Here is a 21,645-nt window from a genome sequence, read left to right as displayed (position 1 = left end):
ATAAGGTGCATTATGAAGATTTTAAATATAAAGATGATTGCTATAGTGTGTGGGATTTTAATTACAACTGCCCTTAGTGCGGATATTAGCGGGATTGGTTTTGCTCAGACGAATAAAGAGGCAAAAAAAGAAGCACTCGCGGATTTGAGTCAAGTCATAAAAAGTGAGGTTCGTTCTAACTTTGAGTCAATGACAACAGATAAATCTCAAAACTCAAAATCCAATATAAAAATAAGTTCAAACCTGCCTATTCTTGGGGCTGAATTCAGTTTTACAGACAGGGAACTGGAAGTAGAAGCAAAAGTAAAGCTCTTTCCTGCAAAAGTAAATGCACTTTATACAAAAAAACTCCAAAATCTAAATCAAGAGATAAAAACGATTATGAGTGAGATAAAAAATGCAGAACCTTCTTTAAGACTACAACTATATACAGAGGCTTATTCACTTTTAAAAGAGTATGACAGGTACGAGAGCGTTGCCATAATCCTTGGTGCAAAACTTCCTGTTCGTACATCGCTTACAAAGGCAAAAGTAAAACTGGAATTGGCAAGGTTAAGTTCAGATATAAATACACTGGAGATGGCAGCTGGAATTTTAGCTACAAGCTTTATTGAGAAAAACGTATATGTATATCCCCCTTTAATGCAAAACAATACTACAGTGGCCGAGTTTGGTTCAGTATTTTCTAAAGAGTTGAAATCCAAGGTAAAATCTGTAAAAAAACCTGAAAATGCTTTGTATATTTTAGTAGGAGAGTATACTCTTACAAAAAATATGATGGTCTTAAACTATGAACTGCTTAGTAAAAAGACAAACGAGGTTGTTGCATCAAAAACTATAAATATCAATGCAAAAGCATATGAGGGCATAAAAACAAAACCGGCAAATATAGACTTTGATGCTCTTTTAAATTCCGGTGTTATAAGTTCAAGTAATCTTAAAGTCTCTCTAAACTCAAACAGGGGAAGTGAGAATCTACTTTTTAGAAATGGTGAGACTGTGCAACTTTTTGTAAAACTGAATAAGATGGGTTACTTTTATATTGTCGGCTATACACAGACAAAAACAGGGAAATTGTCATATCTTTTAGAGCTCCAAGAAGGAAGCGGAAATTCTAAGTTTGTAAAATTTGTAAATGCAGACGATGCTTCAAGATGGATAAGTCTAGGCGAGTTTGCGGTAGAGCCTCCTTTTGGTGTTGAGAGTCTGCAGGTCATAGCATCTAATAAAAACATAACTGCGCTTCCGGATGCCGACTATAATGAAGAAAATGGTTACTATGTAATCTCAAGCAACATCAATAAAACACTTTCTCAAACAAGAGGAATTAAAAAGAAAAAAAGTAAAAAAACTGAGTTTAGCGAAGATGTTATGAGCTTTACTACAATAGAAAAATAATTACTACTTTACTCATATGATTTATTTGGGTACAATCATATGTAAGATAAGTATAAGAAAAAGCCTACCTTGTTGTGAAGCAAGCACGGAAAGTTATGGGTCTTGATTCAAGACCGCCAGACTGCCAAATGTATTTATAAGCTACATTTTTTCTTTATCTATCAAATTCTTTAATTCTCGTTGTTGGCTTTTTATATTATTGCATGCTGATAAGTGAGGTTATAATTTGGAGAAGATCATGAAAACCGTAATCCTTTTGGGCGTAATGCTTTTTACGTCAATTACCCTGTGTGCACAAGAGACTAGAAAAGAGTTTATGTTAAGTTTTACAAACGTAGATGCATTTAGTAAAGACATCGTCCCTGCACTTAGCATAGAAGTAAGACCGAAATCTTTAGAGAAATTTGATTTTATGATTGCTTATGCGAGTAACTTGTTTACTAAAAATATATTGCAAAGACCATTATATATAGAAAATGAGGAAATGCAAAATATATATATATTACGCTGAATTATAGGTTTTGATATAAAGATATATGATTGTCTTTTTAGTAGAATAACCTCTTTGTTATTCAGCCTTTGCTATAATCACGCTAATTTTATATAAGGTAATTAAAAGATGGTTGCATCTGATATTCAAGACTTTTCAGAGGGTCGTACTAAAGCTAGAGCGTATTTTTGTTATCTATTTTCTAAAAACATTCCAAACAGACTTCCTTCATTGACTGAAGAGATGATTATGCCTCGTCTTTTAAAGATCAAAGCAGATCTTGAAAGATGTGAAGGTATATATCTTTTAGACAATAAAGGTGTGCAGATAAGCCCGACATTTACTGCTAACAAGCAGATAGATGAGGATGCCGGAAAAATCAGAGCTGATCGTGCTTATTATTACAGAGCGGTTAGAGAGGGAAGATGTACTATTACAGATCCTTATCCATCTTTAATAACACAAGATTTAACCGTTACGGCGTCTCAGCCAATCTATTGTGAAGACGGAAATCTTAAATATGTAGCTTGTCTCGATATGCCGCTTGATGAAGTATTGAAGATAGCTCATTTAAACACATCTGACGCATTCTTTTCTAAGTTGTTTAAATACTCATATGCGATGTTTGCTTTTGCACTTATTGCAGTTGCCGTACTATTATTTTCCCACGGAGTTAAGAGCTTTTTCGTAAATAACATTACAATCTCTCATCTAATAATAGATGATATGTTTAAAGCAACCATTTTACTGACTCTTTCTCTGGCCATATTTGATTTGGCAAAAACTTTAATAGAAGAAGAGATACTTGGACGGACAAAAGAACAAAATATTTCCGGTCCGCATAAAACCATGGTTAAGTTTTTAGGTTCGATTATTATTGCTCTGTCTATCGAAGCTTTAATGCTGGTATTTAAATTTGCTATTACAGATCCGCAAATGCTTATGTTTGCAATGTATATTATAGGCGGTGTTTCGCTGCTGATAATAAGTTTGGCAGTCTATATAAAATTTACAAAAGTGAAAAATGAAACATGATAGCGATAGTTGATTACAATATGGGAAATTTGGCAAGTGTACAAAATGCATTTGCAAAATTGGGCAAAGATACGGTAGTGGAGAGTGATCCAAGCAAGTTTAAAGATTATGACAAACTTATTCTTCCAGGGGTAGGAGCATTCGGAGATGCAATGGAGCATCTAAGAGAGAGAAACATGATAGAGCCATTAAAAGAGTTCGCAGCAAGCGGAAAATATATGCTTGGCATCTGTCTAGGTATGCAGTTACTTTTTGAGAGCAGTGAAGAGTTTGGGCAACATGAAGGATTAGGACTTATAAAAGGCAATGTTAAAGCTTTTGATTCAACTAAGTTCAGTGAGCCTCTTAAAATCCCGCATATGGGTTGGAATAGGATGTTTACTTCAGAGCATCCATTGTTTGAGAATCTCGATGAAGAACATTATCTCTATTTTGTGCATACATATCATGTTAATTGTGCAAATGAAACAGACATAATCGGAAGAACAGATTATGGCTATGAATTTACATCGGCGGTTGCTCACGGTAATGTTATTGGCATCCAGCCTCACCCTGAAAAAAGCCATAAGAATGGTTTACATATTTTAGAAAATTTTATTAACCTATAAGGAAAAATAGTGACGTTATATCCGGCAATTGATTTAAAAGATGGAAAAGCAGTTAGGCTTACAAAAGGTCTTATGGACAGCGCAAAGATTTATTCAGATGAACCTTGGTCTTTAGTGAAAAAGTTTGAAGAGATGGGTGCTGAGTGGGTGCATCTGGTTGATTTAAACGGTGCTTTTGCAGGAGAGCCTAAAAATTTGGAGCAGATTGTAAAAATCAGACAAAACTGTAATGTTAAGTTAGAACTTGGCGGTGGAATTCGTGATGAAGCAACTATACAAAAAATGCTTGAAATAGGAATAGACAGAATCATTTTAGGTTCAATCGCAGTTAAAGATCCGCAATTTGTAAGAGATATGGCAGCAAAATATCCTATTGCTGTAGGTATAGATGCTATTGACGGTTTTGTCGCGGTAGAGGGCTGGGGTGAAGTAAGCAGTATGAGAGCTACCGATTTGGCAAAAGAGTTTGCAGATGCCGGTGTTGAAGCGATTATTTGTACAGATGTTGGTAAAGACGGAACACTAAGCGGTGTAAACGTAGAGTTTACTTTGGACATTGCAAGAGCGAGTGGAATCAGTACGATTGCCAGCGGTGGAGTGAAAGATTCTAGTGATATAGAAGCTCTTATTGCGACAAAAGAAGTTGATGGTGTTATCATAGGAAAGGCTTACTATGAAGGCACTTTAGATTTACCAAATATGTTTAAGCTTCTTGATTAATGGTAAAAAAATAAAAATTTAGCTATTATTAGAGTATAAATTTTGCAAAATATATTTTTTAAAAGGATTTCAATTGAAATTACTTGTGGTTGATGATAGCTCTACAATGCGTCGTATTATTAAGAATACTTTGGCTCGTCTAGGTTATAAAGATATTTTAGAAGGTGCTGACGGTGTTGAGGGCTGGGCTCAAATGGATGCTAATCCGGATATTGAGATGCTGATTACTGACTGGAATATGCCAGAGATGAATGGACTTGAGTTGGTTAAAAAGGTTCGTGCTGATGAGCGTTTTACAGACACACCAATTATTATGGTTACGACAGAGGGTGGTAAAGCAGAGGTTATTACAGCACTTAAAGCTGGCGTAAATAACTACATAGTTAAACCGTTCACTCCTCAAGTTTTAAAAGAAAAACTTGGTGCCGTAATGGGTGTCGCTGAGTAATGCAGGAATACTACTACGAGTTAGTAGTTAAAGTTTCATCTCATAAGGAGTTATTCTCTGACTTTTTAGCCGATACGATACCGGTCGGTTTTGAAGAGTCGGATTCTGGTTTTATTGTAAGAAGTGAAGATGAACTTGATACTATTATATGGGGACTTGAGCAGTTCTGTGAAGCTTTGCAAAAGGCTTTGGGCGAAACAATAGAACTCGAATGTCAACAGCAAAAATTTTTAAACAGTGATTGGGTTGAGCTTTATCAAAAAAGTATTACTCCCTTGGCCATAGATAAGTTTTATATTCATCCGACTTGGGATGAAGAAAACCCAGATCTGATTAATATCGCTATTGACCCAGCCCTCGCTTTTGGAACGGGTCATCATCCAACAACCGCTTCATCATTAAGGGCAATATCACGTTATGTAAAAGAGGGTGATTTTGTAATAGATGTTGGTTGTGGAAGCGGAATATTAGGAATTGCTGCAATGAAGCTTGGAGCAATAGTAGAAGCTTGTGATACTGACCCTGTTTCTGTAGAGAACAGTATCGAAAATGCTAAACTTAACAATATAGAGTTTTTAAAAATATGGGAAGGTTCATGTTCCTTAAGCTCTAGTAAATATGATGTGGTTGTAGCTAATATAGTTGCAGATGTACTCACATTTATTGCAAAAGATTTGAAAAGTGCTTTAAAAGATGATGCTATCTTGATTCTGTCAGGTATTTTAGATAAATATGAGAGTAAAGTATTAGGTTTTTACAAAGATTTTGAAATCTGTGAAAGAATAGTAGAAGATGAGTGGATAACACTTGTTTTAAAAAGAAAATAAGAAAGAGAATAAAATGGCAAATCAAGATCCAAACAAGAACAATAATTTTTTTAATAATAATCCATTAATAACATTTGCAATTTTTTCGGTAGTAATTATTTTACTATTTAAAATGCTTGTTGGAGAAGGTACAGGGATTGATAATGCTAGTACCGGAGCTAGAAAAACAAAGCAGGTAAGCTACTCAGAACTTAAAAGTCTAGTTGAGAATAAAAGCGTAGCAAAAGTAAGCATTGGACAGAGTTTTATAAAAGCAGTATCGACGGATGGAACACTTTACACTACAAGAATAGTCAAAGGTGATACAAAACTTGTTGAGTTATTAGATAAAAACAATATTGAATACTCCGGTTTTAGCGAAACAAACTGGTTCACGGAGATGTTTGGGTGGTTATTTCCGTTTTTAATAATTATCGCTATTTGGATGTTTTTTGCAGGTAGAATGCAAAAAAGTATGGGTGGCGGTCTGCTTGGTATGGGTAATTCTAAAAAAATGGTTAATTCAGAAAAACCAACTACAAAGTTTGATGATGTAGCGGGTGTTGAAGAAGCAAAAGAAGAAGTACAAGAAATTGTAGATTTTTTAAAATATCCGGCACGTTATGTAGAAATAGGTGCAAAAATTCCAAAAGGTGTACTTTTAGTCGGTTCTCCCGGTACAGGTAAAACTCTTTTGGCAAAAGCAGTTGCAGGTGAAGCAGATGTTCCTTTTTTCTCGGTAAGCGGTTCTAGTTTTATTGAAATGTTTGTAGGTGTCGGTGCTGCCCGCGTTCGCGATTTGTTTGAACAGGCTAAAAAAGATGCTCCGAGTATTATATTTATAGATGAAATAGATGCCATCGGTAAAAGTCGTGCTGCTAGCGGTATGATGGGCGGAAACGATGAAAGAGAGCAGACTTTAAATCAACTTCTTGCGGAGATGGATGGTTTTGGAACCGATACTCCTATAATTATATTGGCAGCTACAAATAGACCTGAAGTCCTTGATCAGGCTCTTTTACGTCCAGGACGTTTTGACAGACAGGTGTTGGTTGATAAACCGGATTTTCAGGGTCGTGTTAAAATCTTGAAAGTACATATGAGAAATGTCAAAATGGATGATGATGTAGAAATAGAAGAAATAGCACGTCTTACTGCAGGTTTGGCAGGTGCAGATCTTGCAAATGTTGTTAATGAAGCTGCTCTTTTAGCAGGTAGAAAAAGTCAAAAAACAGTAACTCAAAAAGATTTATATGAATCAGTTGAGCGGGCAATTGCCGGACTTGCAAAAAAATCTCGTAGAATTAATCCTAAAGAGAAGAAAATTGTTGCGTATCATGAAAGTGGTCATGCACTTCTTGCTGAGACAACCAAGGGAGCTAAAAAAGTTTCTAAAGTATCTATTGTACCTCGTGGACTTGCCGCTCTTGGATATACTCTTAACAAACCAGAAGAAGATAAATTTATGATGCAACGCCATGAGATGTGGGCTGAAGTAGACGTACTGCTTGGTGGTCGTGCCGCAGAACAGGTTTTCTTAGGTGAGATATCTACAGGTGCAGGAAATGATTTGGAGAGAGCTACAGATATTATTAAGTCTATGGTTCAGACTTACGGTATGAGTGATGTTGCAGGTCTTATGGTGTTAGAAAAAAGCAGACACTCTTTTATAGGTGGCGGACAACAGGCTACGCGTGAGTACAGCGATAAAATGGCTGAGAACATGGATGAGTTTATCAAAGCATCTTTAACTGAGCGTTATGAAGCTGTAGTTGCTCGTCTTGAAGAGTATAGAGATGCTATTGAAGAGATGGTAAAACTTTTATACAAGAAAGAGAATGTTACAGGTGAAGAAGTAAGAGATATAATTATTAATTTTGAAAAAGAAAATAATATTGAATCAAAAGTCGAGAGTCATACTGATGATATACAAGAAGAATTAAAAGAAGATGCTAAAATGTCTCAAAAAGAGATGGAGACAGAAAATAATGGAAAAGAAGATGAACAATAATCTACTCCCAATAGCCAAAGAAGGTTTTAGCCGTATAGGGTTTGCTATCTTAGCATATGCAATTTTTGCACTTTTAGACTTTGACCTTTTAGAGTTCTTTTCATTTCTATTGATTTTATTTTTTGTATTTGTATATAGAAATCCTGAAAGAATGGTACCTAGTTTAGAAAAGATGAGTGTATTGAGTCCGGTTGATGGAGTCTTACTCTCAATTGAAGAACTTGAAAATGATGAATACTTATATAAGCTGGAAATAAATAGCAGTTATTTAAATGTATCTCTTCTTCGCGCCCCATTTAACGGTGTCTTAGAACATGTAGATATTAAGCATGGCGCAAGGTTGTCTCAAGATACAGCTTTATCAAGAGAGATAAATGAAAGAGTAGAATTGGTTCTTGAAGATCAAAGTAAAAATAAAATTAAAATTTCACATATGTTAAAGCAGAGCTTTGATGAGATAAAACTAAATGTAATTTCAAAACAAAACCTAATTCAAGGCAGCAGGTATGGTTTGATGGTTAATGGAATCACAACCATATATTTACCTCAAAACTTTAGACTAAATGTCAGTGTAGGACAAGAGCTGGGTGCATCTCAAACACTCATAGGATATTTTTCATAAATAATGAAAAAAAGACCTTCTAATTTAATATATATACTCCCAAATCTTTTTACAGCCGCTTCAATATTTTCCGGTGTTTTTAGTATTATCAGTGCCGTTGGCGGAAATTTTGAAAAAGCAGCTTGGTTAATCATGCTCTCACTTATATTTGACGGACTTGACGGAAGAATCGCAAGGCTTACTAACAGTTGTTCAAAGTTTGGAGTAGAGTTTGATTCTCTTGCTGACATGGTTGCTTTTGGAGTTGCTCCTGCATTATTGATGTACCTTTTTGTAGGTCAAGAGTTCGGACGTTTCGGTGTTGTGGCATCTGCACTATTTGTTATTTTTGGGGCAATTAGGCTTGCAAGATTTAATGTAATGACAATGAGCAGTGAACCGTCTGTTTTTATAGGTGTACCAATTCCTGCTGCTGCTGTTTTTATATCTTTGTTGGTTCTTCTTTTTCAAAAGTACGGATTTCATGACGATTATGGAATCGTAATAGTACTTTTATCCATTTTAGTATCTATACTCATGGTAAGCAATATACGCTATCCAAGTTTTAAAAAAGTAGATTTAAGCCCGAAACATGCAATGAAGCTTTTTGTTGTAATACTATTTGTATTTTTCTTTATTTTTATGTTTCCTATTGAAGGTTTTGCTCTAATGTTTATAATATATATACTGTATGGATTGATCCGTGCGGCTATGTTGCTGCCAAAAAGAGTAATTAAAAAATAGATTACTGCTCTTTGTTTTTTTGATTTCTCTCAAATAGTAATTTATTCAAATCTATATCAAAATTAAAGTATTCAGATATAAATCCGTTATCTCCAATATTTCCAAACTGAACTGCTGCGCCTTGATTATTTTGTAATTCAAGGTATAGTAGTCCAAGTGCATAGCGGCTTTCTAAAAAACTAGAGTCTTTCATTTTAGATAACTCAAGAAGAGCTACTGCATTTGCGTGATGGTCTGCTGCAGTAGATGCCACAGCACCTAAAAACAGTGTATAAGCATCTCTGACTTTTAAATCATCTATTAGAGTATTATATAGAGTATATGACTCTTCATACGCTTTGTCATAGAGAGATGCAAGAGCTAGAGCACTTGTAATTTCATGTGTGTTTTTATTTGTAGTCTCAAGTACTTCCCGTAGTTGTTTTCTTAAGAAAAACAGTTTTCCGGTGATAAGATTTTGTTGAGTATACAAGTATCTGGTAATGTATGGCCCATAATACAGATCGTTAAAATCAAATTTTTGCACCTTTAAATAGTTTAGCACTTCTTTTGCGTACTCTTTAGGTTTTAAATCTGAGAAATAGGAGTCAATATACATCATATGAGGCACTATCTCATTAGGAAGAAGAATAGTTAATTTGTGAGAGGCTTTTTTTGCATAATCAATATTATTTAAACCCAAAGCTATAATTGTATCAAGGGCAAGATATAATGGTTTTTGTTCATGATTTTCTTCAAGCCAGTCTGCACTTGATATTAAGTTGTTGTCACTTATATTTAGAATTGTTTTATATAAACTTATCTCTTCGCTTGGTTCTTCCAAAGATATTGTATCTTTTAGAATTGTAGCCAGTTTCGTAGAGTCCTTATTTATAAGCTGACTGGTCATAATGGCAAAAATACCGGATAAGTAATTCTTTGCATCTAGGTGGTATGATAAAATAAAGTGCTTATTGGCTTCTTTAATATCTCCCATTTGGGCATATGTTAAAGCAAGATCGTAATGAAGTATGGAGTGTTTTGGCTGTGATTTAACAAGTTCTTGAAGTTGGGCATTTGCTTCTCTAAGTTTAAATGACAATGCTTTTTTAATTGCTCTAACAATGCCCTGATTTACATTAGATGATGAAGCACTTCTTTTTAAATATACTTTAGCCGATGAAATATTGTCTACATAAATATTGGCATTTCCTTTTTGTATATAGCTTATTGTTTGATCGGCATTGAAAACCTTGTAAGGAGAGAAATAAAATATTTTTAGATAGTTGAATATTTTTGTTTTTTTTATTCTATCTCGAAATCTAAGTTGTGCTTTTAACGGGTCAAAAAGGGAATCTTTTAGTTTTACTTTAATAGGATATGGTTTATACACCTCTTGCGGAAACATATCTGTTATATTTTTTATCTGTTTGCTTGCAGTTGCAACTCTCCCCGCCTTAAGGTTTATCAGTGCCTGAGCAACAGAAGACTTAACAGGCTCGATATTTTTCACTATAGCATTGCTTAGATGTTTTTGAGCGAGTGTTAAATCACCTACTCTTGCATATAGTAAGGCAATACTGAAAGAATCACTATTTTGAAAGTTTTTTTCCATGGCTTCAATAGCTTTATAGTCATTTGAATAAAGTGCATTTATTTTTGCTCTTAAGTGTTTTTGCGCTGTCGGGTATTCATCACTTGTAGGATTTTCCAATGCGCTAAGTGCCTCAAGATAGTTGTTTTTATAATAATTTATCAGTGCGTAATAATAAGAGTATTGAGGTGAGTTTTTTTCATTTGGTAGATAAGCATATGCCAAATCTATATAGTAGTTAAAATTTTTTTCATCTTTTAGATGTAAAGAACAAACTGCTGCATTTATGGCACTGACGCATCTTTTCTCATCATTGATAATAGCTTTTTTGAATGTTTGCAGGGCCGATTCATATGTGCCGTCTTTTAATTGAGCAACACCAAGATTATAAACAGAGATTGCCTCACTGTATAGTGCTATTTTTTCATACAAAAACAGAGCTTCATCTCTTGAGCCCGTAGAGTATAGATAGTTTGCTTTTGCAATCATCTTTTCCAGTTTAGTACGCTGAATAGGTTTGGTAGTGTTTTCTTCTAATTTTGTTTCTATGAAATCCATAGTCTTAGAGTTTTTAACATCCGGAGACTTGAAAATAAAAAATAGTAGGACAATAATAATAAGAATTAGAAGAAATGCAGCAATAGAGAAGATAAGTATTCTTTTCTTTTTTGAAGTCTCTTCATCTAAAATAGAATCTACTTCATGGGTTATATCTGAAGCAGCTGCGTCACTCTCTTCAATAATAATTATATCTTCTAGTTCTTCAGCCATTACTTCCCTTATTTGGTATTAATAAGCAAAAAAAGTACCATAAACTTAGTTCATATAAGGTTCAAGTACCTTTGGAATAGTGATACTTCCGTCTTCATTTTGAAAGTTCTCCATTATGGCAACAAGCGTACGGCCAACAGCTAGAGCTGAACCGTTTAGTGTGTGAACCATAGTGTTTTGTTTTCCGTCTTTAAAACGGATTTTTGCACGTCTTGCCTGAAAGTCTCTAGTGTTTGATACGGAAGAAATTTCTCTGTATGTATTTTGTCCAGGCAACCAAACTTCCAAATCAACAGTTTTAGCAGCACTAAATCCCAAATCTCCCGTACACAGTGTAACAAGACGATGTGGAAGTTCAAGAGCAGTTAAAATATCAGATGCACAATTTACCATCTCATCAAAAATCTCATCGCTGTTTTGCGGGTTTGATATGGCTACAAGTTCAACTTTATGAAATTGATGCTGTCTTATCATTCCTCTGGTGTCTCGACCTGCAGCTCCCGCTTCTTTTCTAAAACATGAGGTATATGCCGTCATCTTAATAGGCAGTTGTTCGGCTGCAAGAATCTCATCTTGAAAAAGATTTGTAAGAGGGACTTCCGCAGTAGGGATGAGGAAAAGTTCTTGGCCGTCTATTTTGTACAGATCATCTTCAAATTTTGGAAGCTGACCAGTTCCTTCTAGGGCTTGACGATTTACAAGTGCAGGAACACTGACTTCGTTGAAACCCCTTTTGGAGTTGAAATTTAACATAAAGTTTATAAGGGCACGTTCAAGTTTCGCACCCATTCCAAAAGATACGCTAAAACGGCTTGTAGCCAGTTTTACCCCGCGTTCAAAGTCTATCCAGCCATTTTCTTGGGCCAACTCCCAATGCTCTTTAGGAGTAAAGCTGAACTCTTTAGGAGTTAAAACTTTTTTAATCTCTACGTTGTCATCTTCATCCTCACCGTCTGGAACATTATCATCGGGCATATTGGGGATTGACATAGCAATACTTTCTAATTCTTCTTGTTTTGTTCTTTGAATGTCAAGTGCTTCATTAATTACAATCTTGTTTGCATCTACTCTTTGTTTGAGTTCACTTATGTCCTTACCTTCTCTTTTGTAAATACCAAACTCTTTACTCATAGAGTTTTGCAGTGCTTGTAGTGTCTCAAAACTCGATTTTGCTTTTTTTAACTCTTCATTTTTTATCTTTAATTGTTCGATAAGTGCAGCATCTACACCTTTTCGAACAAGTTTAGCATTAAGTGTGTCAAAATCTTTTTGTAGCAGTTTTAAATCAATCATAATTTTCCTATTTATTTTAAAATATCTTTTGCCAGTTTAAACTGGTTTGCAGTCATGAGGTGAATCTTTGGATGATACTCTTTAAGAGAATCAAAAAGATTTTTACTAAGCTCAAATCCTACTTTATACTCTTCTTTTTCACCTTTTTCATTTGCAACTCTTAGAGCTTCTATCCAGTTGTCCGGAACATTGATACCAGGAACATGTGCAGATAAAAATTGTGCAGTTCGGAGTTTGGTTATTGGGAAAAATCCTAAAACAAGTTCGGCGCTTTTATTGTCCGAACCAGATTCACGGTTTGCAGCTTCTTTTAGTTCTAGCAGCTGCTTTGCATTTTCTAAGTCATAAACAGGCTGAGTGATTATTCCCAGAGCTCCGTGTTTTATCTTTTTTTGCATCTTCTTTTGCAGTGTTTTCGGATTTTTTGCATATGAGTTTACAACGGCAAAAGGATAAATCTCTTTTGGTTTATGAGCCAGCGGTTTACCTGCATAGTTCATCCCGGAGTTAAATGCACTTATAATATCAAGCAAGAGAGAACTGTCAGCTTCAAACACACCTTTTGCATGCGGTTGGTCAGAGATTGTAGCAGGATCGCCTGTGAGTGCAAGTATGGCTCTTATATCTACTTCATTCGCACCTAGAAGATCAGACTGAAGTGCTATTTTATTTCTGTCTCTCATACTCATAGTTGCAAGAACAGGCTTGTTAAATCTCTCTTGAAGCATTTTGGCTGCAAAAAGAGAGTTGTATTTTAGCTTTGCAAGAGGATTGTCTGTAGTTGAGAAAGCATCTACGTAGTTTTGCAACTCTAATTCTTCTATTTTATCTATGATAGGAGAGAATACAGGTGAGTGCCCTGGTGTTGTCTCAAGCGTAATATATGTATCGTTTTTTAGCTTATTTATGAGTTTATCAAACAAAAAAAATCCTAAGTGGGTATAATTGCGACATTATAACAAAAGTGAGTGATATAGATGCTAAAACTAGCTGTATTTGATTTTGATTCAACTTTAATGGATGGCGAGACTATTGATTTTTTCGCCGATGAATTAGGTATAGGCGATGAAGTCAGCCGTATAACGGAAGAAGCAATGTCCGGAAGACTTGATTTTTTTGAGTCATTGCAACAAAGAGTCGGACTTTTAAAAGGCTTAGATATTAGTGTGGTTGAGAAGATTAGTCATAATCTGCCTTATATGCCCGGTGCAATCGAGACTATTGCAGAGCTTAAAAAAAGAGGTATGACTGTAGTTTGTTTTAGCGGCGGTTTTAGAACTGCTACAACATATGCAAAAGATATCTTGGGTTATGATGCGGATTTCTCAAACGCACTGCATCATAAGGACGGAAAGTTGACAGGACTTGTCGGCGGAGATATGATGTTTAACTTCTCAAAAGGCGATATGTTGGTTAGACTTCAAAACATTCTAGGTATATCCGAAGAAGAAACATTAGTATGCGGTGATGGAGCAAATGATTTGAGTATGTTCGCACATGCCGGGACAAGAGTGGCTTTTTGTGCAAGAGAGATCTTGGAAAAAGAGGCAAATATAATCATAAAAGAAAAAGATTTAAGAAAAATATTGGAGAAAATATAATGTTGGAAAATACAGTTTGGAGACAGTACAACAGTGAAAACAACTATAGACAGATGCTTGCAAGATTTTGTAAAATGGATATAGAATCACTTATAGAAGATGATAAAATCTTATACGGTGTATTAAAGGCTAAGTTAACAAAAAAAGAGTTGAAACTTTTTGCGATGGATAGTGCTCAAATAGAAGATGCAGAATTAAAAAGTGAATTTTCAATGAATGATGAAGAGCTTGAAAAAGCTAAATTTAAACTATATAAAAAACTAAAACAAGATAAAGTTCGTTTGAGCTTTAGAGAGTCTGCACTAACTTACAACGCCTAACTCTCAAGAGTCTATTTTAATAGAATTTTAAAAGAGACTCTTCTGGATTTTTCTTTATCTTCATTTTCACTACGCATAACTTTTTTAGAATAACTTAGACCGCTTCCTTTTAGTATAACTGTTAGCCAGGCTTGTGTTTTTAGATTTTGATTTTTAAAGATATGACTAAGAGTAGAAAACGAACGGTTCATTGATAATTTGGCATTTTTAAGATATTTGTTTGTAAAATTTTCGTTACCCCATTCACTTGAAGTATGTCCGTTTAGTTCTAATGTATTTATGTATGTATTATGTCTTTGTAAAAAGGGAATAAGCTTTTTTGAAAAGTTGTCTAAATAAGTTTTTTGTTCTTTAGACAATTTATATTCACCGACTTCAAAATATAGCCGTGCGTCCATAAACTCTATACTCAAGTCTTCTTTTATAACTAACTTGCCGGAATCTATCTCATCTTTAAATAGTTTTAAAAGTTCTTCATATATATTTATAGTGTTAACAGACTTTTGAGCCATAGTGGCATCTCTGTTTAACTTTACAATCCACATATTTGACTCTTGAGACTCTTTTTTTGTATATATACCGGCTGCAGCGGCTTGAGAATTATGCAGTATTGTCACTGCATTGAATATATCATAATTTTCTTCACCGTAATGTTCTTGATTCAGCATATCCAGGTTGCTATCAAGTATCATAACTAATGCATCTGTATTATAGGTGTCTTGAACATAACCGACTCCAATAATAGAACCGTCAGAGTACTCTTTTATATCTTTTAATCCGCTCGCATATGTAGTGTGAACTATTTTATCCAGTAAAACATTTTTTTGCAGGTCAAACTTTATAAGTCTAATTTGTTCTTTGTTCATTTCGTCTTTTTGACTAAGCGAAAGTAAAAAATTGTTATCTCTAAGTCTGATAATCTTGTTTGGAGTGATTACTTCATCGGCTTTGTAATGTTTGAGCCAAACTTTATTTCCATTTTCAGTTATACGCATAAGGGTTACGTTTTTATTTTTATCATAACTTGTAGTGCTTAAAACTAAGATGGAACCGTCAAACGCTTCAACAGCATCTATGCCTCTGTCATCATACTCGGTTCCGTATTTTTTACTCCAAAGTTTTCTTCCGTCTTTTGAGAATCTTGTAATGTAGATATCATTAAGTCCTAGTCCACTTTCAAACAGATTGTCATGTTGGGAACGAGAGGTGATTGATGAACCTACAGCTAAAACACCGCCGTCACTTAGTTTAACGAGATTGTTCATCCTGTCATAGTTCTTTGTTCCAAAAGAGTTGTTAAAAATTATATTTCCATTAGAATCAAGTTTTAAGATTATAAGAGAACCATCAAGTGTATAACCGCCGACAAAATACCCGTTTGCAGGTGTTTTAACAACAGCAACTGCTTCACTGAAACGGCTCATTTTTGTTGCTCTGTTTAGTGTTAGATTTGCATATTTGTCTATTTTGACCAGATGCATCTGTGGGCCGTATGAGCTTGCTACACTGGAGAGATAATCAAATGCATTGGTGTAAGTAGTGTTGCTTTTTTTAGAAGAGTGTTTGTAATCTTGCGAATAACCGACTGCACTAATCTGCCTGTCATAGTCTTGGGTAATATCAAAGAGCACATTGTTAAATGGCTTATTTATTATAAGCGAAAAGTCTGAGCTTTTCGCACAAATGGAAGTTAGTAGTAAAAATAAAATGATAAGAATGCGCATATGAGTACTTTTTTATAGAAGTATAAGCAAAAAATATTCCTAATTTAGTTACAGGATGGCGTATTGAAAGTTTGTTTGGAAAAGTTTAATGAAAGGCGGTGCAGTTACAACTGCTTTACGAGCTCTTTTGATTACTACAGAAATCATATCTTGGTGACGTTTACAGTCTGGTATAGCCCAATAATTGACAATCCAACTCTAACTCAATATAAAAGAGGCTATCAGAATCAATATAAGTGGTCATATAGCCTACGCGAGGTAGCTAAGGGCTTGAAATTTCTTGTAGATTCTTAAAATGAGTATTATAAACTGGAGTTAGTTTTTAGTAGTTGTTAGATACATTTTTAGAGATTTGGTTAAGAAGTTATTTAATTTGATAGTTTGGAAGTAGTATAAAGTAAAAAAAAGAGCCCTATCCGAAGATAGAGCTCTTTAAGTATGCACCCTCAACCGAAGTTGAGAGTGAGTAACCTTAGCTCTTGGAGAGCTTTAGCTTATTCGTTCCAAGCTGAGAGCTTGGAACGAATTAATTAAGAGTAAAGTCAGCTGCAGCAGCAGAAAGAACTGCATCAAATGTCACCATTAATGTAAGCTCACCTGCAGCAACCTCATCAACGCTTCCTCCTACATCTACCCATTTGTAGATAGATGTTGAATCAGTGTCTGAAATAACAATATAAGCAGTAGTATCAGCACCGGCAGCTGTAACTGTAGCTACACTAGTTGCAAATGTTGCTGCAGCACCAGCAGTATCTGCATCAGTACCATTAACACCACTAGTAAAGTAGTATAGATTTGTACCAGTTGTAAATATAGCAGCACCAGCTACTGCAGCAGTAGTTGTAGGTGCTATAAAATCAACCTTATCAGTACCTGCTACGAAACCATTAACTACAAGTGCAGTATCAGTTGTAGCAAATTTAAAAGTATCAATTGCAGCAGTTGCAGCAACAGGAGTTGTACCATCAGAAGTAATAGTAATAGTATCTGTAGTTGTAGCTAAAATACCTTGCGTACCATATACATCTTTGTAATTTGCAGCCAATAAAGTAGTCGAAATATCAAGATCAATCTTATCACCTGTATTTAGTTTATCTATTTCTGCAGCTTTAGAAAAATCAGTACCAGTACCTGTTACCATTGTTACAGTAATAATATCAGCATCAGTTAAAAGAATTGGAGTGCCTGTCGTAACAATTGCCACTAATTCAGTTTCAGTCAATGTTACTCCATTATCAACAAAGTCAATGAGTGTTGCAGCAGCAGCAGCAGTTAAATTATCAAATGTAACATTTTCGGCCCCAGCTGTAATTCCCATTCTTATCTCAGTAGCATTAGCAAGATCTGTTTTACTAGCAATAACGTTTAGAAGAGCCATAGTTTTAATATTTACTATAGTGTCAGCTATATTATATGTAGTTAGTGACCCTACACTACCAAGTGCAACAGAAGTAATAGTTTCAGCTTCAATATTAAGTTTCATAGTATCTGTAGTACCACCTGCTACTGAATCTGTAATCGTAATTGTAGTATTCGCGTCACCACCAGCATGTGTAAATGCGCCTAAGCTAACAGTTACATTACCATCAAGTCCAACAGCACAAGTAGTAGCAGCTAAACCACCAGCAGTATCAAGAACAATACCACAAGTAGCAGCAACAATACCATCTGTACCCAAGATTGTTGTAGTATCAACCTTTGCAACTGAAACAAGTTTAGCAGGCATGTTAACTTGTCCATCTTGTAAATTAGCAATTGTTTTATCTAATACTGGAACAGCATTATACATAACTGTGAAGTTTTGATCAACAGCATTAACTTTACCAAACTCATCAGTTACTTTAACGCTAGCTACTGAAATTGTATCCTTTATTGTCAAGTTAGTATCTACGGTCGTATTGAAATCTGCAGTTGATGCAGCATTTCCTGTAACAATAGTAGCCTTTTCAGCACTAAACCATGTAGGTAATCCAGAAATAGTAACCGTAGCATTTGATTCAGAAGTATCTCCATTTTCTGCAACAACAACTACTAAATTAGCTTCCGTAGTAGCAGCATCTGCATAATTGACTATTTGAACAGCTACATTAGCTGCTAATTCAGCACCACCATTATATTTAATTGAAGTAGCGTTAGATTCATTATTAATACCAGTAGTAGTAGTTCTATAATCTGTTACAGCAACATTAAATACTTTAAGAGCTTCAGTAGCTGTAAGACCACCCGTAATACTTGAGAATGTACCTTTCGCTAGAGGCGAAGAGTTTAATCCATCAGCTGTTACACCAATTACAGCACCATCAGTATCTTTAACGTACATGCTAACAGCAGAAATACCACTAGTAGTAAGACCTGTAGAACCAGTTAAATTAGCATCTGCATTTCCAATTATTGCAGAAGCGATAGACGTAACATTAAGTTTAACAATATTACTTGCAACAGTTACTGCACCAGTTAAAGATAATGTAGAAGCATTAACATCGCTTTTAGTAATTACTTGAGAACCATCACTTGCTTTAGCTTCATATTTAACGATTGAAGCGCCAGAAACAGTTGGAGCAATAACAGAGTTAGTAGCATTTAATTCAAATGGGAATGCAAAATTTATAGCACCAGAATTATTTGACTCATTTGCAGCAACATTAGCCTTGTTACCAGCAAAAGAAACATATAAAGTAAATGCTTTATTAGAAACATTTCCATCAACATTACTCATGTTAAGATCTAAAGAGATTGCAGAATTTGAAAGCTTAGTACCAGCTGCAGTTAATGTTGCAACATCAGTACCGCCAAATGTGATAGCATTAAGAGGCAATTTTCCAGTTTTTGTTGGAGCAACTAAAGTTTTAATTGTACCAGCAGCAACAGATCCCTCAATATTCATAGTAGCAATATCAGTAGTGTTAAATCCACCGTTTGTTGCTGATGTAGCTAAAGCAGTAGCAAGTGTTTTACCTGTACCAGTTGGTAAAGCAGCAGCAACATTGCTTAATGTAGCAGCAAAAGTAGTAGCTGGAGGAGCAGCAAGAATCGAAGTAGCAGTTGCAAGATTTGAACCAACCATTAATGCAGTTACAAGTCTGAATGTAGGATTTGTAGCAGCTAAAGCAACTGGATCCGCAGTAAGAAGGTTAACACCTGTTAAACCTAAGTTTGTAGCAATTTTTGTAGCGTTAGCTTCAAGTTGTGCAAAAGTTGTAGTGTTTAAATCTACTAAACTTGTTGGAACAGTAGTTGTAGTACCAAATATTGCTGTATTTGCTAGGTAAACTAACTGAGTTAGTGGAGAAGCAATACTAAAGTTAGCTGGAACAGTAAGTGTTGTAGCTCCCATTAATGTATCATTTACGTCATATCCATCTACGTTATCCGCTTCAAAATATGCAGCAGGTGTGAATGTTGTACCTGCTGTGCTTGATGCAGTGTTAGTGAAGTTGAAGAATTTAATTCTACTCTTAACAGAAGCATTTGTATCAGCTGGTAATGAATAAGTAGATTGACCAAGTGTTACAACGTTAGTTACAACATCTTTAGTTGTTTTATTAGCAGTTAAAGTAACTGATTTCATACTTGCATTATCTTCTGCTAAGTAATACGCTTTACCTGTAGCATTGTATACATAACCATCTATCGCTTGAACAGATGATTGGATACCGCCTGATGTACTACTAGTTGAAGAACTAGATGAGCTAGTACCATTACTAGAACAACCTGTTATAGCTGCAACAAGAAGTGCCGAAGCAGCAACTGAGATTAAAGATTTTTTCATAGTAATATTGACTCCTAATATAAGATATTTTAATAATAATTAAGCTAATGTATCTAATTAATACTTTGATATAGATTTTTGGAAGCTTTCTTACTGCCTATTTTAACACCGCGGTTGACATACAAGAGGATAGCAAGAGATTTGAGAATGGACTATGTTGAATTTGAACCTAATGTTTTAGGAAGAATTGCATAATGGCACTAGTAAAAAATCAACTGATGAAGGAGCAAGAAGAAGAGTTTGAACAAGAACTTAGTTACCAAGAGTGGCTTAGAGATAATATGCAAGAGTCAAGTGAGTTAGAGATTACTAGAATGGCTAAAGAGTTCTTAGAACCATACACTATAGAAAACTTCTTTCTTTATGTTTTTTCTATGAATAATGTTGAGTATATACCAACTACTAAAACTGGAGAGTAGTTTTGTATAAGAGTGTGTATCTGTTTATATGCCTTAAATACCTATTATAAGGAGTTTACTGAAAATATAGAAGTGATATTTGTGTATGTAATAAAAGGTACAATTATTTGTGTAGATACACAAAAAGATACACAAAAGTTGTGTAGTGAAATTATTTACTGCATATTATTACAGCGATGATAAATTGAATGTATTGTTAAAATGAGTGGATGATGTGTTGAATTGCTAAGTAGTTAAAGTCCCCTAAAAAGGGGAACTTTGAAACCTATCTTAGGTTTTCAAATGGTGCAGTTACAACTGCTTTACGAGTTACTGTGTAAGGAACCAATGCTGCTGCACGAGCTCTTTTGATTACTACAGAAATCATATCTTGGTGACGTTTACAGTTTCCAGTAAGGCGACGAGGCATAATTTTATAACGCTCAGAAAGAGAGAAACGTAATGCTCCTACATCTTTATAGTCCATAAAATCAACTTTTGATTCACAATATTTACAATATCTTTTTTTATATTTTCTTTTTTCTGCCATGTTATTTCCTTTATTATCTATTTTCTAAAATGGTTATGTGTACCTGTAAAGTGTAAACAGGCTCACAACCCTCTTATAGATTGATTCGTTGCCGGAAGTATATCATAAAATTTTCAAAAATGTAAACTAAAGTTATTAATATTGTAAATAATAGCTTTTTTGTTTACAGTTATTGAACACACATTAGAATATAAATAATGTATATACTATAATAATATACGGGCAACAAACTGATAATAAAATATCCTCTCAACTTAATCGCTGTTAGTTAATCAACATTTTTTAAGTTTTTGGAATATTTTTATTGTGTGTGTGGTTTTTAATGAGTACACAGACACCATAAATGGGTGTTTATTGCACCCATCAAGGCATATGTATTCTTATTGAATTTTAAAACAGTTACTTTATTTCAAGTAAGTGCTTTTATGTTCACATGTTTGGCATAAAATTAATTATGCGCTAGCTTTAAATCATAAAGATAAAAAGCAAATTAGCATCATCGAGCGATAATACTAATATAATATAAAAGAATAATATGACATTATTCTAGCGATACTTTACTTAAGGGTAGTTTGTGTAGCTATAAAATAGTATATGGTTGTAATTATATATTGTCTAGTTTATAGGGGACATTCCAGTATGAGTGTCAAGCGCGGAATTAAATTAGGCAGATTTTCGTAGGATTTTTTACGAATAGTAACCTTAAGCGACAATGGTTTAACTTACTCCTTTTGTTGATTTTTTGGTCTGAAACTTATACAGGTCTGAATCTACCATTCCTTCTT

19 protein-coding genes and 1 riboswitch are annotated in these 21,645 nt (G+C 34.6%); of the genes, 13 read left to right on the top strand and 6 right to left on the bottom strand.

The window, feature by feature from the left end; all coding sequences use genetic code 11:
• The first annotated feature begins 12 nt into the window (after nt 1-12).
• The 10 genes from ABYK18_RS02045 (at nt 13) to pssA (ending at nt 8,861) form a co-directional block, all read left to right on the top strand.
• Nucleotides 13-1,398: a FlgO family outer membrane protein gene (locus tag ABYK18_RS02045; RefSeq protein ID WP_373034932.1), complete on the top strand. Its 1,386-nt coding sequence runs from the start codon at nt 13-15 to the stop codon at nt 1,396-1,398.
• Between the two features lie 52 nt (nt 1,399-1,450).
• A riboswitch (cyclic di-GMP riboswitch) is annotated at nt 1,451-1,527 on the top strand.
• Between the two features lie 109 nt (nt 1,528-1,636).
• Nucleotides 1,637-1,909: a hypothetical protein gene (locus ABYK18_RS02040; RefSeq protein WP_373034931.1), complete on the top strand. Its 273-nt coding sequence runs from the start codon at nt 1,637-1,639 to the stop codon at nt 1,907-1,909.
• Between the two features lie 108 nt (nt 1,910-2,017).
• Nucleotides 2,018-2,923 (top strand): PDC sensor domain-containing protein, encoded by a 906-nt coding sequence (locus ABYK18_RS02035; RefSeq protein WP_373034930.1) that lies wholly within the window; start codon nt 2,018-2,020, stop codon nt 2,921-2,923.
• Nucleotides 2,920-3,531 carry an imidazole glycerol phosphate synthase subunit HisH gene (hisH, locus tag ABYK18_RS02030; protein ID WP_373034929.1) on the top strand — a complete coding sequence of 204 codons (612 nt, stop codon included), beginning with the start codon at nt 2,920-2,922 and terminating at the stop codon, nt 3,529-3,531. The genes ABYK18_RS02035 and hisH overlap by 4 nt, the downstream gene beginning before the upstream one ends.
• A 9-nt stretch (nt 3,532-3,540) precedes the next feature.
• The gene (hisA, locus tag ABYK18_RS02025) at nt 3,541-4,251 is read left to right on the top strand and encodes a 1-(5-phosphoribosyl)-5-[(5-phosphoribosylamino)methylideneamino]imidazole-4-carboxamide isomerase (RefSeq protein ID WP_373034928.1); all 711 of its coding nucleotides are present in this window, start codon (nt 3,541-3,543) and stop codon (nt 4,249-4,251) included.
• Nucleotides 4,252-4,324: 73 nt separating this feature from the next.
• On the top strand, nt 4,325-4,699 hold the full coding sequence (locus tag ABYK18_RS02020; protein ID WP_373034926.1) for a chemotaxis response regulator CheY: 375 nt from the start codon (nt 4,325-4,327) through the stop codon (nt 4,697-4,699).
• Nucleotides 4,699-5,526: a 50S ribosomal protein L11 methyltransferase gene (locus tag ABYK18_RS02015; RefSeq protein ID WP_373034924.1), complete on the top strand. Its 828-nt coding sequence runs from the start codon at nt 4,699-4,701 to the stop codon at nt 5,524-5,526. Before ABYK18_RS02020 ends, ABYK18_RS02015 begins: the two co-directional genes overlap by 1 nt.
• 13 nt (nt 5,527-5,539) lie before the next feature.
• A complete protein-coding gene (gene ftsH / locus ABYK18_RS02010; RefSeq protein WP_373034923.1) occupies nt 5,540-7,516 on the top strand; it encodes an ATP-dependent zinc metalloprotease FtsH in 1,977 nt (658 codons plus the stop codon).
• The gene (locus ABYK18_RS02005) at nt 7,506-8,138 is read left to right on the top strand and encodes a phosphatidylserine decarboxylase (protein WP_373034922.1); all 633 of its coding nucleotides are present in this window, start codon (nt 7,506-7,508) and stop codon (nt 8,136-8,138) included. Before ftsH ends, ABYK18_RS02005 begins: the two co-directional genes overlap by 11 nt.
• A 3-nt stretch (nt 8,139-8,141) precedes the next feature.
• A complete protein-coding gene (gene pssA / locus ABYK18_RS02000; RefSeq protein WP_373034921.1) occupies nt 8,142-8,861 on the top strand; it encodes a CDP-diacylglycerol--serine O-phosphatidyltransferase in 720 nt (239 codons plus the stop codon).
• Between the two features lies 1 nt (nt 8,862).
• Here pssA and ABYK18_RS01995 read toward each other — a convergent pair whose 3' ends face one another.
• From ABYK18_RS01995 to ABYK18_RS01985, 3 genes are read right to left on the bottom strand one after another with little or no spacing between them, the layout of a single operon-like run.
• Nucleotides 8,863-11,205 (bottom strand): tetratricopeptide repeat protein, encoded by a 2,343-nt coding sequence (locus ABYK18_RS01995; RefSeq protein WP_373034920.1) that lies wholly within the window; start codon nt 11,203-11,205, stop codon nt 8,863-8,865.
• 45 nt (nt 11,206-11,250) lie between these two features.
• Entirely contained in the window at nt 11,251-12,498 is a 1,248-nt protein-coding gene (gene serS, locus ABYK18_RS01990; protein ID WP_373034919.1) for a serine--tRNA ligase, read from the bottom strand.
• An 11-nt stretch (nt 12,499-12,509) separates the two neighbouring features.
• The gene (locus tag ABYK18_RS01985) at nt 12,510-13,421 is read right to left on the bottom strand and encodes a methylenetetrahydrofolate reductase (protein WP_373034918.1); all 912 of its coding nucleotides are present in this window, start codon (nt 13,419-13,421) and stop codon (nt 12,510-12,512) included.
• A gap of 54 nt (nt 13,422-13,475) precedes the next feature.
• On the opposite strand from ABYK18_RS01985, the gene serB reads away from it, so the two are divergent.
• Together serB and ABYK18_RS01975 are read left to right on the top strand one after the other, a co-directional pair.
• Nucleotides 13,476-14,099: a phosphoserine phosphatase SerB gene (gene serB, locus ABYK18_RS01980; RefSeq protein ID WP_373034916.1), complete on the top strand. Its 624-nt coding sequence runs from the start codon at nt 13,476-13,478 to the stop codon at nt 14,097-14,099.
• Nucleotides 14,099-14,419 carry a hypothetical protein gene (locus ABYK18_RS01975; protein WP_373034914.1) on the top strand — a complete coding sequence of 107 codons (321 nt, stop codon included), beginning with the start codon at nt 14,099-14,101 and terminating at the stop codon, nt 14,417-14,419. Before serB ends, ABYK18_RS01975 begins: the two co-directional genes overlap by 1 nt.
• Before the next feature lie 11 nt (nt 14,420-14,430).
• Here ABYK18_RS01975 and ABYK18_RS01970 read toward each other — a convergent pair whose 3' ends face one another.
• Both ABYK18_RS01970 and ABYK18_RS01965 read right to left on the bottom strand, forming a co-directional pair.
• Nucleotides 14,431-16,143, bottom strand: a complete 1,713-nt coding sequence (locus ABYK18_RS01970; protein ID WP_373034913.1) for a hypothetical protein — start codon at nt 16,141-16,143, stop codon at nt 14,431-14,433.
• A 526-nt stretch (nt 16,144-16,669) separates the two neighbouring features.
• The gene (locus ABYK18_RS01965) at nt 16,670-19,912 is read right to left on the bottom strand and encodes a beta strand repeat-containing protein (protein ID WP_373034912.1); all 3,243 of its coding nucleotides are present in this window, start codon (nt 19,910-19,912) and stop codon (nt 16,670-16,672) included.
• 194 nt (nt 19,913-20,106) lie between these two features.
• Between ABYK18_RS01965 and ABYK18_RS01960 the strand changes: the two genes are divergently transcribed.
• Nucleotides 20,107-20,331 (top strand): hypothetical protein, encoded by a 225-nt coding sequence (locus ABYK18_RS01960; protein WP_373034911.1) that lies wholly within the window; start codon nt 20,107-20,109, stop codon nt 20,329-20,331.
• 265 nt (nt 20,332-20,596) lie between these two features.
• Here ABYK18_RS01960 and rpsR read toward each other — a convergent pair whose 3' ends face one another.
• Entirely contained in the window at nt 20,597-20,860 is a 264-nt protein-coding gene (rpsR, locus tag ABYK18_RS01955; protein ID WP_373034910.1) for a 30S ribosomal protein S18, read from the bottom strand.
• Nucleotides 20,861-21,645 lie beyond the last annotated feature (785 nt).

The organism is Sulfurimonas sp. (assembly GCF_041563495.1).
Classification (GTDB): domain Bacteria; phylum Campylobacterota; class Campylobacteria; order Campylobacterales; family Sulfurimonadaceae; genus Sulfurimonas.
The sequence above is the reverse complement of the archived record's forward strand: the minus strand, read 5'-3'. Positions and strand labels throughout refer to the sequence as shown.

What these genes read in the sequence shown, in the direction of transcription:
- ABYK18_RS02005 (WP_373034922.1), top strand. Translation starts at nt 7,506, where the DNA reads ATGAACAATAATCTACTCCCAATAGCCAAAGAAGGTTTTAGCCGTATA.
- ABYK18_RS02040 (WP_373034931.1), top strand. Translation starts at nt 1,637, where the DNA reads ATGAAAACCGTAATCCTTTTGGGCGTAATGCTTTTTACGTCAATTACC.
- hisH (WP_373034929.1), top strand. Translation starts at nt 2,920, where the DNA reads ATGATAGCGATAGTTGATTACAATATGGGAAATTTGGCAAGTGTACAA.
- serB (WP_373034916.1), top strand. Translation starts at nt 13,476, where the DNA reads ATGCTAAAACTAGCTGTATTTGATTTTGATTCAACTTTAATGGATGGC.
- ABYK18_RS01995 (WP_373034920.1), bottom strand. Translation starts at nt 11,205, where the DNA reads ATGGCTGAAGAACTAGAAGATATAATTATTATTGAAGAGAGTGACGCA.
- ftsH (WP_373034923.1), top strand. Translation starts at nt 5,540, where the DNA reads ATGGCAAATCAAGATCCAAACAAGAACAATAATTTTTTTAATAATAAT.
- rpsR (WP_373034910.1), bottom strand. Translation starts at nt 20,860, where the DNA reads ATGGCAGAAAAAAGAAAATATAAAAAAAGATATTGTAAATATTGTGAA.
- ABYK18_RS01970 (WP_373034913.1), bottom strand. Translation starts at nt 16,143, where the DNA reads ATGCGCATTCTTATCATTTTATTTTTACTACTAACTTCCATTTGTGCG.
- serS (WP_373034919.1), bottom strand. Translation starts at nt 12,498, where the DNA reads ATGATTGATTTAAAACTGCTACAAAAAGATTTTGACACACTTAATGCT.
- ABYK18_RS02015 (WP_373034924.1), top strand. Translation starts at nt 4,699, where the DNA reads ATGCAGGAATACTACTACGAGTTAGTAGTTAAAGTTTCATCTCATAAG.
- ABYK18_RS01975 (WP_373034914.1), top strand. Translation starts at nt 14,099, where the DNA reads ATGTTGGAAAATACAGTTTGGAGACAGTACAACAGTGAAAACAACTAT.
- ABYK18_RS01960 (WP_373034911.1), top strand. Translation starts at nt 20,107, where the DNA reads ATGGCACTAGTAAAAAATCAACTGATGAAGGAGCAAGAAGAAGAGTTT.
- ABYK18_RS01965 (WP_373034912.1), bottom strand. Translation starts at nt 19,912, where the DNA reads ATGAAAAAATCTTTAATCTCAGTTGCTGCTTCGGCACTTCTTGTTGCA.
- pssA (WP_373034921.1), top strand. Translation starts at nt 8,142, where the DNA reads ATGAAAAAAAGACCTTCTAATTTAATATATATACTCCCAAATCTTTTT.
- ABYK18_RS02035 (WP_373034930.1), top strand. Translation starts at nt 2,018, where the DNA reads ATGGTTGCATCTGATATTCAAGACTTTTCAGAGGGTCGTACTAAAGCT.
- ABYK18_RS02045 (WP_373034932.1), top strand. Translation starts at nt 13, where the DNA reads ATGAAGATTTTAAATATAAAGATGATTGCTATAGTGTGTGGGATTTTA.